Annotated in this window: 11 protein-coding genes; 5 read left to right on the forward strand and 6 right to left on the reverse strand. The window is 69.0% G+C overall.

Features of this window, described 5'->3' with window-relative positions:
* Positions 1–29: 29 nt before the first annotated feature.
* Both DQ392_RS32515 and DQ392_RS32520 read left to right on the forward strand, forming a co-directional pair.
* Entirely contained in the window at positions 30–1190 is a 1161-nt protein-coding gene (locus tag DQ392_RS32515) for an AAA family ATPase (RefSeq protein ID WP_245982252.1), read from the forward strand.
* On the forward strand, positions 1187–1840 hold the full coding sequence (locus tag DQ392_RS32520; protein WP_147266612.1) for a hypothetical protein: 654 nt from the start codon (positions 1187–1189) through the stop codon (positions 1838–1840). The genes DQ392_RS32515 and DQ392_RS32520 overlap by 4 nt, the downstream gene beginning before the upstream one ends.
* A gap of 64 nt (positions 1841–1904) precedes the next feature.
* Here DQ392_RS32520 and DQ392_RS32525 read toward each other — a convergent pair whose 3' ends face one another.
* From DQ392_RS32525 to DQ392_RS32535, 3 genes are read right to left on the reverse strand one after another with little or no spacing between them, the layout of a single operon-like run.
* On the reverse strand, positions 1905–2105 hold the full coding sequence (locus DQ392_RS32525) for a DUF397 domain-containing protein (protein WP_114019300.1): 201 nt from the start codon (positions 2103–2105) through the stop codon (positions 1905–1907).
* Entirely contained in the window at positions 2102–2314 is a 213-nt protein-coding gene (locus DQ392_RS32530; RefSeq protein ID WP_114019301.1) for a DUF397 domain-containing protein, read from the reverse strand. The genes DQ392_RS32525 and DQ392_RS32530 overlap by 4 nt, the downstream gene beginning before the upstream one ends.
* Positions 2304–3170, reverse strand: a complete 867-nt coding sequence (locus DQ392_RS32535) for a helix-turn-helix domain-containing protein (protein WP_114019314.1) — start codon at positions 3168–3170, stop codon at positions 2304–2306. Before DQ392_RS32535 ends, DQ392_RS32530 begins: the two co-directional genes overlap by 11 nt.
* Positions 3171–3304: 134 nt before the next feature.
* Between DQ392_RS32535 and DQ392_RS32540 the strand changes: the two genes are divergently transcribed.
* Complete coding sequence (locus DQ392_RS32540) at positions 3305–3808, forward strand: ATP-binding protein (RefSeq protein WP_425470673.1); 504 nt, start codon at positions 3305–3307, stop codon at positions 3806–3808.
* Here the strand turns inward: DQ392_RS32540 and DQ392_RS32545 are convergent.
* Positions 3781–4857, reverse strand: a complete 1077-nt coding sequence (locus DQ392_RS32545) for a beta family protein (protein ID WP_114019302.1) — start codon at positions 4855–4857, stop codon at positions 3781–3783. The genes DQ392_RS32540 and DQ392_RS32545 overlap by 28 nt on opposite strands.
* Positions 4858–5188: 331 nt before the next feature.
* On the opposite strand from DQ392_RS32545, the gene DQ392_RS32550 reads away from it, so the two are divergent.
* On the forward strand, positions 5189–12091 hold the full coding sequence (locus DQ392_RS32550) for a DEAD/DEAH box helicase (RefSeq protein ID WP_114019303.1): 6903 nt from the start codon (positions 5189–5191) through the stop codon (positions 12089–12091).
* Positions 12088–14388, forward strand: coding sequence for a UvrD-helicase domain-containing protein (locus DQ392_RS32555; protein ID WP_114019304.1), 2301 nt, complete (start codon positions 12088–12090; stop codon positions 14386–14388). Before DQ392_RS32550 ends, DQ392_RS32555 begins: the two co-directional genes overlap by 4 nt.
* Before the next feature lie 180 nt (positions 14389–14568).
* Here the strand turns inward: DQ392_RS32555 and DQ392_RS35625 are convergent, their stop codons facing one another.
* Positions 14569–14772: a hypothetical protein gene (locus DQ392_RS35625; protein ID WP_245982253.1), complete on the reverse strand. Its 204-nt coding sequence runs from the start codon at positions 14770–14772 to the stop codon at positions 14569–14571.
* Between the two features lie 9 nt (positions 14773–14781).
* Complete coding sequence (locus DQ392_RS32560) at positions 14782–16278, reverse strand: AAA family ATPase (protein ID WP_245982254.1); 1497 nt, start codon at positions 16276–16278, stop codon at positions 14782–14784.
* Between the last annotated feature and the right edge of the window lie 43 nt (positions 16279–16321).

Raw genomic sequence — 16321 nt, forward strand, 5'->3', positions numbered from 1 at the left:
CATTGACCTGTCGTTTCTTAAAGCTCAGCGTGGAGAACTTCCGTACGCTGACGCGCATAAGTCTTCCGCTCGGGCCGCTGAACGTTCTGGTCGGCCCCAACGCCGTGGGCAAGTCGAACGTGCTACACATGTTCGACTTCCTCGCCACGGTGAGCCGGGATGGCGTCGAGCGGGCTGTCAGTGACAGTGGCGGGTTCGAGGAGTTGGCCTTCCGTGGCGGGAGGCGTCGGCGGGCGACGCTCCGCGTAAGCATCGAGGGCATCTGGACCGACCATGCCTCCGAGTCGCGACCTGATCAGTACTCGTTGACGCTGCTCAACCGCCTCACGGCGGACGGCGAGTACGTCCTGTCCCGTCGGGAGTTCTTCGAGCAGCACGCCGAGGCGGAGGAGCCGTCAACAGTGCAGCTCACCCAGGAAGAGTTGCACTTCTCCGGGCCAGGAGAGCGCCCCGCAGAACCGCTGCGCGTCGACAGGTACGAGACGGGGCTGCACTCCCGGCTGCCCAGCCTCCCCGACTGCCCCAGCAAGAAGGCTGTCCGCGACTTCGTGGACTCCCTCTCCTCCGTCCGCACCTTCGACGTGGACGTGCGGGCAGCGCGCCGTGATTCCCCCATCGGCTTTCTCGGTGTCCGGCTCGACGACGACGCCGCGAACCTCGCCGACTTCCTCAACGAGCTACAGCGCGACGAGGATGCTTGGGCGTCCCTGCTGAAGGACGTGCGGACCATCATCCCTCAGATCGAGGACATCGTGGTCCGGCCCTCCTCCGTGGACCGTGTGAAGATCTCCCTCAAGGAGCGCGGCCTGCGCGGGCTCACCTCGCTCAAGGACGCCTCGTTCGGAACAGTGCGGTTGCTCAGCCTGCTGGCGCTCTTCCACGATCCTCACCCGCCCGCGCTCACGTGCATCGAGGAGATCGACCATGGCATCCACCCGCACGGACTGGAGCTCCTCGCCCACCGCATCCGCGAAGCGAGCGACCGCACGCAATTCCTCGTGACGACGCACTCCCCCGTTTTCGTCAACCAGTTGACTCCGGAGGAGATCGTGATCTGCGAACGGAGCGAGGACGGTAGCTCCCGCGTGCCCGCGATCGACACCAAGACGATTCACGAGATCATCGAGGCTTCGGAGGGGCTGCCCCCGGGCGATCTCTGGTTCTCGGGAAGTCTGGGAGGGGACTTGTGACGCCCAAACCCTCACCCGCGAAGAGCGGCAAGGCAGGAAAGAAGGTGATCGCGCTCGCCGGTGAAAGCCGCTACGACAGGCAGGTGTTACGGCACCTGATCCCCGTCCTGCATCCCGGCCGCTGCCCAGACTTCGTAGAGGTCAAGAAGCCCATCAAGCTGTCGCAGGCGACCACTCAGCTCACGCCACGCGTCGATGAATTACGGCGCCTCGCGCAGAGCCAGGCGAAGTTGAAGAACGCCGCCCTGGTCGGTGTCGCCCTGCACGTGGACCTCGATCGCGTCACCGACGACAAGTACACGAAGGACCGCGAAACCATCGCAGCGGAGCTGAGGAGAGCCTTCACCTGCCAGTCAGCTCTGGCTCTGGCCGCCGTGGAGATGGAAGCGTGGCTTCTCCTCTTCCCGAAAGCATTCACCAAGTTCAGGGCGAAGTGGGTGATACCGGAGAAGGACCACAGGCGGGACTGCGGCCTGGAGAAGGACCCGAAGAAGTATCTCGAACGCGTCCTGGGCGGCCAGAAGTACAGCGAGACCGATGCGCCGGAAATCATGGAGAAGGCGGTCAAGCATGGGTACGTCACCGGCAGCCTGAGCGGTTCGAACCGCTCCTTCACCGACTTCGTTGATGAATTGCAGAGCTGGCGTTGACCGAGGCACCCGGTGCCCCTGCCGCTCGTTCACTCAGCGGCAGGGGGACCCGAACTGGTGCGGCTCAGCGCGTCAGCGACGCGACGAATCTGGCCCAGCCGGAGCGAGCCACGGTGAGTCGAGGACCGTCCGTCTTGGAGTCACGGACGTGTACGGCCGAGCCCGTGTGAGCCACCTCGACACAGTTGCCGCCGTCTGATCCGCTGTAGCTGCTCTTGAACCACACCAGGGGAAGCTCAGCGGCTGTCCGCTTGTCAACGATCAACGAAAATCCTTCACCAACTGCTCGATGAATCCGGCCCAACCGAGGCTGGACACCGCAAGCTGCGGCCCGTCAACCGCCTTGGAGTCACGGATACGCACACCGGTGGCTGCGTGAGCCACCTCGACGCAGTTGCCGCCGCCCCCTCCGCTGTAGCTGCTCTTGAACCACGCCAGTGACAGGTCGGCGGTGGTCTGCTGCTCAGTGGCCATCGTGCTCCTCCAGCAACTGCTCGATGAGCGCTGCCGATTCGTCTACCTGCAGCGCCTTCGAACGCAGCTTGCCATAGCGCAGCCCAAGGGTGCTCACCCACGTAGCGTCGCTGATCACGAAGCCCAGGGACTGGGACTCGATGTAGCCGAATCGCCAGTGCTGCTCTGCCGTCTCCAGAAGCACGAACGGGCCTTCGAGCCCCGTGTGGTACCCAGCCAAACTCGGGATGACCTGAACCTCCACGTTCCCCGTCGCCCGCAGCTTCAGCAGATGACGCATCTGCTCCCGCATCACTTCGCCGCCACCGACCAGGTTGCGCAACGCCGCCTCCCCGATGACGAAGGAGAACTCGACGCTCGGCGTCTTGGTGAACAGCTTCTGCCTGCTGAGCCGGGCGTCCACGTTCTGCTCGACCAGTTCCTCGGACATCTTCGGGCAGTACGCCTCGAACAGCGCCCGCGCGTACGCCTCCGTCTGCAGCAGCCCCGGCACCAGCAGCGGCTCGTAGGAGTAGTGGCTGACGGCGTCGAGCTCCAGCACGGCGAAGTCGCGGAAGAACGCAGGCAGCTTCGCGAAGTCGACCTCTTCCTGCACCGCCTCCAGGACGCCGCCCGCGTCGAGGAAGCGTTCGGCGGCCTCGGTGAAGGCGGCCTTCGCGGGGCGGCGGCCCTGCTCGATGGAGGCGGTCTGCTCCAGGGAGTAGCCCACAGCCTCCGCGAGCTGTTCCTGGGTCACTCCGGCCTTCTTCCGCAGAAGCTTCAGCAGCTTCCCGTAGGCCACCCAGACACCCGGCCTGTTGTCGTTGCGCCGACCGGCGGTCCCAGGCTGCTGTTCAAGTTCCCGGCGCTTGGTCATCGCGCCCACCTCATCGTTCGCTCCGTGCGGTTACGGTTCGCGGCCCGTACAGCGGTGGTACTCGCCCGTACCAACTGTTTGCGCACCACAGGCCGACCTGGGGAACGATAGTTGGGTGACGGGATCGTCACCCTGTGAATACAGAAATTGAGGCTGCTCAGCCCGCCACCACTCAACACAGCCCCAAACTCCCGGAGTTCTCCCTCCAGCTCTCCTCCACCCGCCGGGGTGCGCGACTGGCTCGGCGACTGGCCGTGCAGCAGTTGGACGACTGGGGGATTCCGTACGGCAGCGACGCCTCGGAGACGGCCGCGCTGCTCGTCGCCGAGCTGGCCTCGAACGTCGTGCGCCACTGCGGCAACATCGGCCGGGACTTCCGGCTGCGGCTCACCTGGGAGGCCGGAGCCGGAGCCGACACCCTCCGGGTCGAGGTGAGCGACGCCTGTGCGGACCGGCCGCTGCCGCAGCAGTCCCGCCCCGAGCAGGACGGCACCGGCCCGCCCGCCGAGTCCGGCTACGGGCTGCTCATCCTCGACGCCCTCGCCGACCGCTGGGGCGTGAGGCAACGCGACGCGATCGTGAAGACGGTGTGGGCCGAGTTCAGCGTCTCTCAGCGTCGCAGGGCGCGGATGACGTGAGTGAAGTGCTGATGGTTGCTGACCTGGTTCCACTTCGTCGCGTTGCCGACTCCGACGCTCCCGGCGCCGAGCGCGCAATCCGTCAGCCACTCGTCACTCCAGCCGTCCTCCCTCCCCCGGTAGTCGGCGTCAGCGAGAAGGCGACGGGCGGCGGCACGGATGGAATCGTGCCGCCCCTCGCCGCGCGCACGGAACTTGGCGAAGCGGAAGTCGGTCTCCGTCGTATAGCGGATCGCACCCCATTCCGACGCGCCCCCGCTGCGGTCGTTTTCCTTCTCCACCAGTCGCAAATCTTCGGCCGGGAGGGCTCCGTAGTCGCCGAAGCGCACACGCGGGCCGTACTCGCGGGCGGCATCGCGTATCTCGTGCCACAGAGCCCAGTCGTGGCGGGGCGCGTAATCGTACGCGTCCAGGGGCAGTTCGCGGAGGGCCTGTTTGGGCGAGGCGCCGGAGAGGACGGCTATGTGCCGCCACGGTGCGAGGGGGACGAGCGCGTCCAGCGCGAGCAGGGCCTGCTTGCCCGCGTCCGGCCGGTCGTCCAGCACCGTGTCGAGGTCCAGCAGCAGATCGACCGCCACGGGGAGGTCACCGGTGGCGGTGGAGCGCGCGAGGGCCGCGAGCAGGGTGGCAACCTCCTGTGCCCGCGTCTCGTCCCACCGGCCGGGCAGCGCGACGCGGATGCCGAGGCGCTCCCCGCCGCACGGTGAGGCGGCGCTCGTCACCGCGAGGTCGTGCAGCCTCAGGGGACGGTTTGGCGCGGTGACGGGTGTCAGGGAGCCGACCGTCCACAGCTCGTGCAGCCTGCTGGTGACGGCCTCCGTGCAGTCCTCAAGGTAGGGGACGTCCAGCCAGGCTCCCGGGGTGAAGCGCCGGGAGCGGGCGACGTCGCGGAGCGCGGATTCGGGCACGCGCTGCAACGGCCTCTGCTCGTGCGGGGGCAGCGTCCACAGCGGTGCCGCGTACCGGCGCTCGGCCGGGGGCAGCCCGGCGAACGTACGGGCCGCGTGCGGCTTCAGCGGCAGTACGGGCACATACAGCGGTTCCGGCATGGCACGGCCCCTCCCCCGGCCCCGGACGTGCCCTGGGCCGGCACGTCCCTCGGTTCCTCCGCCCGCATCCGCTGGAGCGCCGGGCAACGGCCGCCGGCCCACCGGCGGACGACCGACGCAGCGGCGGTATCCGGCACTCGTACCCGACACTCAGGGTGAATCGGGACGGACCGGCCAGGGAAGAGGGCGGCGCAGCGCGGGAGCGCGATCCGGCCACCGGCGCCGAATCGCGTCAGATGGACCGTTTTCGCTGGTCAGGCTGACTGTTCGGCGTCGTCCCGATACGGTGGGTGTGACAGGTGGGGTATGCAGGGACGCTGGAGGACAATCCGTGAGGCCGACGTTGGCCGCCGCGCAACTTCGCGGCAGTCTGATCCAGTACCTCACCACCACATACGCGCTCGCCGACGAGGACACCAGGCGGTCGCTGGAGCGGTTCCTGGGGGACCCGGAGGCGGGCATCTTCCGGGGCCCGTACCTGCGTATCCGCACGCCGTTCCACCAGGCCGAGGACGGCTGGCAGAGCGCGCTGGAGTGGCGCCCCGGCTGGACGCCGTACCGGCACCAGGCCAAGGCGTGGGAGCGGCTGAGCACGCTGCGCGGTCCGGCCGAGCCGACGCTGGTGACGACCGGCACGGGGTCGGGCAAGACCGAGTCGTTCCTGATGCCGGTGCTGGACCACTGCCGTCGTGAGCGGGCCCGGGGGCGAGCAGGCGTCAAGGCTGTCCTGCTGTATCCGATGAACGCGCTGGCCACCGACCAGGCGGGCCGTATCAGCGACTATTTGGCGCAGCCGGAGCTGGCGCAGGTGACGGCCGGGCTGTACATCGGCGACCGGCCCGACACGGACTTCCGTCAGGTGATGACGCGGCGCGAGGAGATGCGCCGGACACCGCCGGATGTGCTGGTCACCAACTACAAGATGCTCGACCTGCTGCTCCAGCGCGCCGAGGACCGGGCGCTGTGGCAGGACGCCGCGCTCCAGTACGTGGTGCTGGACGAGTTCCACACCTACGACGGTGCACAGGGCACTGACGTGGCGATGCTGCTGCGCCGCCTGGCCGCCACCGTCGGGGCCGCGCGGCTCGGCCGCCCGCTCGGCGGCATCTGCCCTGTCGCGACTTCCGCGACCCTGGGCGAGGGCGAACCGTCCGACACCGCGGGCGGGGGCACCTCCAGCGGCCTGCTCCAGGTCGCCGAGCAGGTCTTCGGTACACCGTTCGGGCCCGACGCGGTCATCACCGAGGAGCGGCAGGACGCGACCGCGTTCACCGGCGAGGTCGACTACACGCTGCCCGAGCCGCCGACTCCGAAGCGGGTCATCGAGGTGTCCGGGGGGCCGGGAGTCGAATCGCGGCCCGAACTGCTGGATCTGGACGGGCTGGCGCGGGAGGTGCTGGGCCGAACCGGGCTGGACGCCTTCCAGCTCGGTCGGATGCTCAAGCGGCACGACTTCACGCACGGCGTTCTGGCGCTGTTGGACGGGGAGCCGCTGGACGAGTGGGGGCTGCGGGACCGGATGGCCCGGTTCGGATACGCCTGGGCGCGCGCGGCGCGGGAGAATCCCCGGCTCGCGCTGGAGGCGCTCGCCCGCTTCGTGGCGCTGCTGTCCGTGGCGCGTGATCCGGAGTCGGATGAGAAGAACCCGCGCCCGCTGCTGTACATCGAAGCGCATCTGTGGGTCCGCCCGGTCACCCGGGTGCTGCGCGGGGTGGCCGGTGTTCCCGAGTTCCGCTGGTACGAGGACGACCGTGCCGCCGCACGGCGGGAGGCCGCGCTCAGCTCCGTGCTGAACACGCAGGCCGCGGGCGACGAGGAGTCGTCCGGCAGCGGCAGTTGGCCGTCGTCCGACTCGCGGCGCCCTGATCCGCTGCCGGGCTCGGACACCGCCCGGCGGCCGGCGCAGACCCATCTGCCTTCTGTGTACTGCCGCAACTGCGGACGTTCCGGCTGGGCGGCGCTCTCGCCCGAGGCGAGTCCGCAGCAGTTGGAGATGAACGCGGAGAAGATCTGGCGGGCCGGGCTGGGCCGGGACAAGCGGCGCATCCGCTACTTCATCTCCGCGACCGCCTCCGAGGCCCGCGAGGCGCTGGACGCGCTGACGGGTGACCGGCCGGCGTCGGGCGGGGTGGACCCACAGTCGGTGGTGGTGCTGGACGGGGCGGGCGGCACCTACCGGATGCCGGTGGCCACGGACGCGGAGGAGCTGCTCGACGCCTGGTTCGCGCTCGCGCTGCTGGACAAGAAGACCGCGGACCAGGCGGCGAAGGACGACCGCTGCCCCGCCTGCCACACGGACAACGGCATCCGCTTCCTGGGCACAGCGCTGCCCGCACTCGCCTCCGCCGCGGTGACGCAGCTCTTCACCGGGGGCGAGGAGATCGCGCTGGCGGCGGAGGAGCGCAAGACGCTCCTGTTCAACGACTCGACGCAGGACGCCGCCCACCGCGCCGGGTACGTCGCCAACGCGTCGTACAAGTTCTCCCTGCGATCCCTGCTGGCCCACAATCTGGACGACTCCGGGGAGCCCTGTGCCCTCAACGAGCTGATCGGCAACGTGCTCGACACGGTCGACAACGTGGATGCGCTCGCCGCCGTCGTCCCGCCCGATCTGCACGGTGAGACGGGTGTGGACCGGCTGCTGTCCGGGCGGGGGACCGGGGACGCGCGGACGTGGAAGCTGATCGGTGAGCGGCTGGCGTTCGCCACGGTCATGGAGTTCGGGCTGCGGTCCCGGCTCGGGCGCACACTGGAGCTGACCCGTACGGCCGCCGCCGAGGTCGCGGTCCCGGAGCCGGAGCGGGTGGCCGCCCTCGCCCGGGATCTGCACCTGTCCCTGCCGGGGCAGCTCACCCTGGGCAACGGGCTGCCGACATCTGAGCGTTATTCGGCTTACGTGCGCGGCCTGTTGGAGCGGATGCGGCTGCGCGGCGGGGTGCGGCACCGGTGGCTGGAGCCCTGGATCAAGGACGCGGGGGTCACCCGCTACCGGATCTGGGGCGGGCGCCCGGACGGCATGCCCGCGTTCCCGGAAGGTGTGGCGCCGCCCCGGTTCCTGCTCGGCCAGCCCAAGGAGCGCACCGCGTTCGACACCCTCGCTGGGCGCGGCGGCTGGTACCAGGACTGGACCCAGCGCTGCCTGGGGCTGGACGCGGCGGGCGCGGCGGAGTTCCTGCGCAGGCTGCTGCCGCTGCTCGCGGATGAGAGGGTGCTCTCCGTACGCACCACGCTCGACCGGACGACCCGCGTCTACGGGCTGCAGCCGGGGCATGTGCAGGTGCGATTGCTGGACGAGGCGGCCGTGAACAAGGCGTTCGTCAGCTGCGAGAGTTGCGGCTGGGAGCAGGTGGTGCCGCCCGAGCGGCGCACCCGCTGGTACGGGCACCCCTGCCCCCGCTACCGCTGCAAGGGGATGCTGACGGCCCCGCAGCCGCAGATGTCGCCCACTGGTACGGCTTCCGGCAGCACGGTTACGGGACGGGACTACCGCGGCGACTACTACCGGAACCTCTATCTGACCGGCGGTACCTACCGCGTCGTCACCGCCGAGCACACCGGGATGCTCACCAGGGCCGAACGTGAGCGTGTGGAGCGTACGTTCAAGGCCGGATCGCACTACACCGACCCCAACGTCCTGTCCTGCACTCCGACACTGGAACTCGGCATCGACATCGGGGACCTGTCCACCGTGCTGCTCGGCTCGCTGCCCGACGGCCCGGCGCACTATGTGCAGCGGGCCGGCCGCGCGGGGCGCAGGACGGGGAACGCGCTCATCGTCGCCTTCGGCGGACGGCGGGCCCGGGATCTCTACTATCTGGACGAGCCGCGCGAGATGATCTCCGGGGACATCGTGCCGCCCGGCTGCTACTTGTCGGCCGTGGAGATCCTGCGCCGCCAGTACACGGCTCACCTGCTGGACCTCGCCGCGCGCGGCGAACTCACTACGGCCGACGGAGAGGTGCTCCAGCCTCTCCCGCGGCTGGTGTCCGCGCTGTTCGGCACCTCCGGCTGGTGCCAGGACCTGGCGGACGCGGCGCTCACCCACGGCGCGCGGCTGGTGGAGGAGTTTCTCGCGCTCTTCCCAGCGGGGACGGCGGAGGGCACCGGGATCAGCGAGCACGCCGCTGATGAGCTCCGTGAGTACGCGACCTCTCCGGAGGGCCTCGCCCGTTCGCTCCAGGAGGCCGAGGAGAGCTGGACCGCCCGGCGCGAGGAACTGCGGCGGCGTATCGCGGCCATCGACGAGTCGGTGGACGGGCTGCTGCGCAGCGACCGGGAGCAGGAGCGCGAGCGGCGCGAGCTGCTGGCCGAGCGGCGCGCCACAGGGAATCTGCTGCGCGAGCTGAGCCACACCAGCGCGCACGGTGCGCTGGTCGAACTCGGTCTGCTGCCCAACTACAGCCTGTCCGACTCCACGACCCAGTTGGAGGGCACCCTCTACTGGACCGAGGAGAGCGAGGAGGCGGAGGGTGAGGAACCGCGGAAGAAGTACCACAGCGCGGTGCGGGACTACGAGCGCTCCCGCAAACTGGCCCTGACCGAGCTCGCGCCGGGCAACAGCTTCTATGTCAACGGGTACAAGCATCTCGTACGCGCGCTGGACATCGGCAGCCCCGAACGGCGCGCCTGGTCGGTCTGGCGGCTGTGCCCGGCCTGCGGCTACGCACGGACCCGCAAGGCGCAGCAGGACACCAGCCCATGCCCCCGCTGCGGCTCACGGGAGATCGCGGATGCCGGCTGTGTGCAGTACGTTCTCGAACCCAAACGGGTCATCGCCCGCGACAAGCGTGACGACGCTCGGGTGCGCGACGACCGCGAGGAGCGCGACCGCCGCCGCTATTCCGTCCTCACCACGGTGGACATCGATCCGGCACGTCTCGTCCCCGGTTCCTGGCGGCACGATGCGGCGACCTTCGGAGCGGACTTCACCCGGCACGCGGTGATCCGCACCCTGAATCTGGGCCTCGACCGGCAGGACGGCAGCAGCACGGTGCCGCTCGCCGGGGAGGAGGTGCGGATCAACCCGTTTTTCGTGTGCACCAGTTGCGGAGGTGCCACGGCAGGCGGGCGCCCCGTCGTCGACCGGCCGCAGCACGCGCTGACCGACTCCCTCGCCCGGTCCACCAAGGCGAGCGAACACCACCAGTTGTGGTGTCCCCGCCGACGCGTGCACGGAGGAGCAGAAGCGCAGGGCAAGGGCGAGGACGTTCCGCTGCTGCTCGTCCACGAGTTGGTCACCGAGGCGGTGCGCATCCTGCTGCCGGCTTCAGTGGCACGGGCCAACGAGCGCCTGGCGTCCTTCACCGCCGCGCTGTTCACCGGGATCGCCGCCCGCTACGGAGGGGACCCGGACCACATCGACATCGCCGCCGCCTCGATGCCCGACGAGGGGTCGGCGGACTGGCCGCGCCGCTTCCTGGTCGTCTACGACCGGCTTCCCGGAGGAACGGGGTACCTGCACCGACTCTCCTCACCCACCGGCTTCCGCGAGGTCTTGGAGAAGGCGCGGGAGGTCATCAACGCCTGCCCGTGTCGGGACAAGGGCCTGGACGGCTGCCACCGGTGTCTGCTGCGGCGGGTGCCCCCGGGCGACTACAACAGGGTGAGCCGACAGGAGGTCCGGCAGATGCTGGACGAACTGCTGGGACCCGACAGCACCCGCTGGAGCACCTCCGAGGTGCGCACGACGGAGCAGATCCCGCTCCACCGGCAGGCCGAGAGCGACCTGGAAGTGATGTTCCTCGACACACTCCGGGAGTGGGCCGCCCTGCCCGAGTCCGCCGCCAGCGCGGACGCTTACACCACTCCGGCCGGTACCTACGCCCTGAACCTCCGGCTCACCGGCGACGACGGCAAGACCCGAAGCTGGCGGGTCACCCAGCAGCGGGTGCTGGACGGCACCAGGCCCGACGTGCTCTTCGAACGCTTGGACGCTCCCGGCCCGCGCGTGGCCCTCTACCTGGACGGCTACGCCTTCCACGCGTCCCGCACGCACAACAAGCTCGCCGACGACGCGGCCAAACGCACCAATCTGCGTGCCGAAGGGCTGCGGGTTCTCCAACTGACCTACCGCGATGTGCGGGAGTGGCAGCGCAGGGTGCGGGACGTCGGCTACGCGGGAGCCGCTCCGCTCTCCGCGACGTGGCTGCCCTACGGCGACGAGGGCCGTGCCAGGGCCCGTACGTACTACGGGCGGGTGCGGGGCGGCATGCCCGGCGAGCTGTCGGAGACCGTGTGGGTCAACCCCGCCGTTCTCCTCACCTCCTATCTCCGCGCTCCCGACCCGGCACGCTGGCAGTGGCGGGCCGAGGCTGCCCTCGCCGGACTGCTGGGCGCGGGGGCGCAGGGCGGACCAGTGGGTCAGGACCGGCTGGTGGAGCACCTGGGAGCCGCCCTGCGAGGTGTCGCGCCTCAGCCGCGGCCCGGGGGCAGGACGAACCTCTACACCGCCCGGGACGCTTCGGGGTGCCGCATCGTCTGCGCTGCCGACGGGCGCCACACGCCTCCGGAATGGAGCGGTCTGGCGGTGCTGGACGACAGCGACGAGATCTTCGGTGACGAAGAGCAGCACCGGCACCGCTGGGGGGCGTGGCTGTTCTGGAGCAACCTGCTGCAGTTCCTCGATCACGGCGAGGGGGACGGCGTACAGCTGACGACCGGGCAGCTCGCCGCCTTCCCATTGGAAACGCTCGCTGTCACGGGCGGCACCGGGCTGCTGGAGTCGCTCCGTCTGGAGCTCACGGCGGAAGAGGAAGAGGCGGCACCCCAGTCGGAGGCGTCCGCTCAGCCGGCGCCCGCCCTCGCCACCGCACCCAGGACGGGTGACGGCCATGGCCACACGCGCGACCCCCGCTGGGACGAGATCCTCGAATACCTCGACCCGGACGAGCCCGGCCTCGCGAACCTCGCGACGGCCCTCGCGGACCACGACACCGTTCCACCTCCGGAAGACGGCTACGAACTCGACCGGAACGGATGGCTGGCCGAACTCGCCTGGCCACAGGCGCGCATCGGAGTCGTACTGGCGCCCCGCCCAGCGGTCGGTGAGGAGAACGACCCCGAGGCGGAGGACCGTGACCGCGCGTTCGCGGCGGCGGGCTGGGACGTGCGTCCGGCATCACGGTGGACCGTGGGGGAGATTTCCGAACGGCTCGCCGGCACCGGGGGGCAGCCGTCGTCCGGTGCGGCACGCCGCGAAGCTCAAGCACATCAGGAAGATGGGGGGACGGCATGACTGCCGCCAATGTGACACTTCGCCTGCTCGACAAGGCGGACAAGGAGATCCTCAAACTCCCCCGGTCGGTCAAGGGCGCGATCTACGACTTCCAGCACAAGTTCAAGAGCAATCCGCATGCCACCGGCCTCAAGCTGCAGCAGCTCAAGGGGGACAGCAAGCTGTGGTCGGCGCGGGTCAACGACGAGTACCGCGCCCTGCTGCTGCAGCTCGGAGGCGACGACTGGCTCATCGTCTCCGTCCGGCACCGCAAGCACGCCTACGACAATCCCGAGCGCCTCGCCTACTCGGTCAACCGGATCACGGGCGGCATCGAGTACGTCGACCTCGAAGTGGTCGAAGACAGCCTCCTGCGCGGGCTGGCACCGGCAGGGACACCGGCGGCACAGGAGTCCACCGCCCCTCCGCAGGAGCCCGCAGTCGCTCCGGAACGCCCCACCTCGGCCGGGCCCGCGGAGGCCGCGGAGCAACCCCCCGCTCTGTTCGCCGACTGGGACGCGGAGCAGCTCACCGACCTCGGAGTGGCCGAGCCGCTGGTACCGGTGATCCAGGCCCTCACCACCGAGGAGCAGCTCCTCGGTCTGATCGATTTCGCGCCTCAGCTCACCGGCGAGGTCCTGCTCGCGCTCTACGACGGCACCCCCTACGACGAGGTGCTGGAGAAGGTCACCGCGCCGGTCTCGGCACCGGAACCGGTCGACCGCGAGGACCTGCAGGCAGCGGCCGAACGGCCGGCGACGATGGTGACGACCACCGACGAGGCGCTGCGCAACGCGTTGGAGGGCAGCAGCTTCAACCGGTGGAAGGTCTTCCTGCATCCCGCACAGACCAAGATCGTGGAACGCGACTACTCCGGTCCTGCGCGGGTGGGTGGAGGGCCCGGCACGGGGAAGACGATCGTGGCCCTGCACCGTGTGAAGCAACTGGCGGCACAGTTGCCCTCCGGCCACACCAAGCCCATCCTGTTGACCACTTTCAACAAGAATCTGGCCGCCGAGCTGCGTTCCCGTCTGCTGGAACTGGGTGGTGAGGCGCTGCTTTCCCGAGTGGACGTCAGCCACGTCGACCAACTGGCGCTGCGCAGCGTCCGGGAGGCAGAGCCCGACAGCCGCAAGCAGACCATCGACGACGCGCAGGCGGTACGGGAGTGGCGCGCGCTCCTCGACGAACTCGGCGAGTCCCGGTGGGACGCGGAGTTCCTGCATGACGAGTGGAGCCAGGTGATCCTCGGGCAGGCGATCCCCTCCCGGACCGAGTACTTCCGCGCTCGCCGGGCCGGTCGTGGCAAGAACATCTCCCGCAGCGACCGTGCCGCAATCTGGCAGCTCGCCGAGAGCTTCACCCAGCGTCTCGACCGGCTCGGCCGACAGACCTGGGACCAGGTCTCGGAGCGGGCCGCCCGGCTGGAGATGGAACGGGAGCAGCGCATTCTCGCCGTGGAACGGCAACGCGAGGACGCCGGGGGCCGGGACAACATCCACCTCCAGGACGGATCTCGCGGGTGGCTGCGGTACCGCTACCGCCACATCGTCGTGGACGAGGCGCAGGATCTGCGGCCCGCCCACTGGAAGATGCTGCGCGCGATGGCCGCCCGGGACCGCAACGACATCTTCCTGGTCGGCGACACCCACCAGCGCATCTACAAGAACCAGGTGACGCTCGGGAGCCTCGGCATCAACATCCGCGGCCGATCGTCGCGGCTCAACCTGAGTTATCGCACGACGCGGCAGATCCTGCGCGACGCGCTGGGCGTCCTCGCCCAGGAGAAGTACGACGACCTCGACGGGAGCACCGAGACTCTCGCCGGCTACCACTCCGTGCTCAGCGGAGGGCACCCCCAACTTCGTCCTTGTGACAACTGGGAGGCCGAGCGCCATGACATCGCGGAAATGATCGCGGGGTGGGGGGACGTACCGCACGAGCAGATCGCGATCGCGGTGCCGACCAACCAGATGGCCAGCGAGCTCGCCTCCGTCCTGGCTCAGCACGGTATCCGCGCCGTCGAGATCGGCTCCGATGGGCCGCGTGGCGGCAGCGGCGTCCACATCGGCACCATGTTCCGGTTCAAGGGACTGGAGTACCAGCACGTGATCATCGCTGGGGCGAGCGACGGGCTGGTGCCGCGTGCCGCCGTGGAACGGCTCCGCACGAATGACCCCGGACGCTACGCCCGGGAGGTCCAGCGGGCCCGTTCCCTGCTCTTCGTCGCCGCGACCCGGGCCCGCGACAGCCTGACCATCTCGTGGCACGGTGCCCCGAGCCCGTTCCTGGAGCCCTTGCTGAGCAAGCAGAGCTGAACAGGGTCGCCTTCAGGGCGCCGTCTGGGGTGCGCTGGCGTCGCAGGCCAGCGCACCGCAATCGGGCACTCTGGTCATTCTGCGACGACGGGAGTGACGTACGGCTGACGGCCGCACTGCGCCCAGGCGGCGACTATGCGCCGGTGATCTCACCGAGCAGGCTTTGGTCGCAAGTCAGGGTCAAGGCGCGACCACGCTGTCGCAGAGCTCCTGGTACGCCTGCGAGATGTCCGCGAAACGCACAGTGGTGATCTCCTCGCGTGTGGGAGTGCTGGAGCTTCCATGGAGTTCGTCCAGACGCAGGTCGCGCAGCGCAGTAGCCTTGCGGCACAGCTCTCGGGCGAAGCGGCCATTCCCCAGTGGGTCGACAAGAGCGTCGTCCACAGCCCGCCTTCAACAGGCTTCCAGCGCGCTGGAAGCGTCCTCATCGAGAACGTCGCCCTGGGCCTCCAGGACGCCGCGAGCGATCTGCACGAGCTCATCGGCGGAGTAGGACGGGAAGTCAACCCGCGTGGTGAACCTGGAGGCCAGCCCAGGATTGCTCGCGAGCAGTTCGGCCATCTCGTGCGGGTAGCCGGCCAGAACGACGACGAGCCGATCCCGGTCGTCCTCAGCACGCTTGAGTAGGACTTGGAGCGCTTCGGCACCGAAGGCGTCGCCTTTGAAGTAGCCGCTGTTGGACAGCGCATACGCCTCATCGATGAACAGGACTCCGTCGAGCGCCGAGTCGATGACTTTGCTCGTCTTGACGGCTGTCTCGCCGAGGTGCTGACCGACCAGGTCGACACGCTGCGCTTCTACTACCCGCCCCTTTTCGAGCAGTCCGAGTCCGGCGAACACCTTGCCGATCACGCGGGCCACAGTGGTCTTTCCAGTGCCTGGAGGACCGGCGAACACGAAATGCTGCGGGGCCGAAGTGGAGGGAAGTCCCTGCTCTCGCCGCACAGCAGCCATGCGCAACTGTGCGACGAGCGTGCGCAGTTGCCGCTTGATGGATTCAAGGCCCACCATGCCGTCCAGCAGCGTCATCGCCTCGGTCAACAGCGCCTCCTGGGTTTGAGACTCGGCTGGGGGCGCGGAGTCCGCCGCTGGGCCTTCAGGGGAGGTCGTCTGCTGGCTGGGGGCTGCCTTGACCTGAACGGGGACAGCCTGTGCACGAGTGGCCACATCAGCGAAGGTCGGGAAGCAGCGGAAAGCGTACTGAAAGTGGCGCAGGGCCTCCTCATGCTGTCCGAGTCCCTCGTATGCCATTCCTCGAAAATAGGCGACCTCGCCGGCAAATTGACCTTCCTGCTCCAACGCCTGCGGGAGCGGGGCAAGCGCGTTGAGTGCTTCATGGAAGACGTGCTGCTCGATGAGAGCCCTGGCAACGTACAGCTGGGATTCATCTCGAAAGAACCGGTCGGTGATGTTCCGCGAGAAATCCAGCACAAGTGGCCAGTTCTGTGCCAAGAAGGCGTACCTCGTGGCTGCGAACCGTGTCTCGTCGCAGTCGAGATACGCCGTGGAAAGCGACTGCCACGCCTTGTCCAGGTAGCCCTCGTCCAGGAGCCTCGCTACGACTGCAAGCCAGAGATCGCGAGAAGTCTCAAGCCGGAATGTCACGTAAACGCCGAGATCGAAGCGGGATTTCAGCGGCATTCGGTGCTTCGTGCGCAGGGCGCCGAAGGAGCCATGGTTACGCGACATGGCATCGATCGCTTCTGCCTGACGATGCCCGGTCGCATGCATGCCCAGCCAGGCGTCAGCGGCCGACGGATCGTGCTCGACTGCCCGCTCGAAGCGGATCGCCGCCCAGTCCGGACGCCCCTGACGCAGGAACCCGATAGCCTCCGTCCAAGCGCGCTCGCACTTCCGGGCGGAGTACCGCGGCGAGGCCGCTCCCTGCATTGCTTCTCCTCTTCGCACAAGCAGTCGGACCTGTCGTTCTCGA

This window comes from Streptomyces reniochalinae (assembly GCF_003323735.1).
Taxonomy (GTDB): Bacteria; Actinomycetota; Actinomycetes; order Streptomycetales; family Streptomycetaceae; genus Streptomyces; species Streptomyces reniochalinae.

Coding starts and splice junctions, on each gene's coding strand:
- DQ392_RS32535 (WP_114019314.1), bottom strand. CDS start 3,170: ATGACCAAGCGCCGGGAACTTGAACAGCAGCCTGGGACCGCCGGTCGG.
- DQ392_RS32545 (WP_114019302.1), bottom strand. CDS start 4,857: ATGCCGGAACCGCTGTATGTGCCCGTACTGCCGCTGAAGCCGCACGCG.
- DQ392_RS32560 (WP_245982254.1), bottom strand. CDS start 16,278: ATGCAGGGAGCGGCCTCGCCGCGGTACTCCGCCCGGAAGTGCGAGCGC.
- DQ392_RS32530 (WP_114019301.1), bottom strand. CDS start 2,314: ATGGCCACTGAGCAGCAGACCACCGCCGACCTGTCACTGGCGTGGTTC.
- DQ392_RS32555 (WP_114019304.1), top strand. CDS start 12,088: ATGACTGCCGCCAATGTGACACTTCGCCTGCTCGACAAGGCGGACAAG.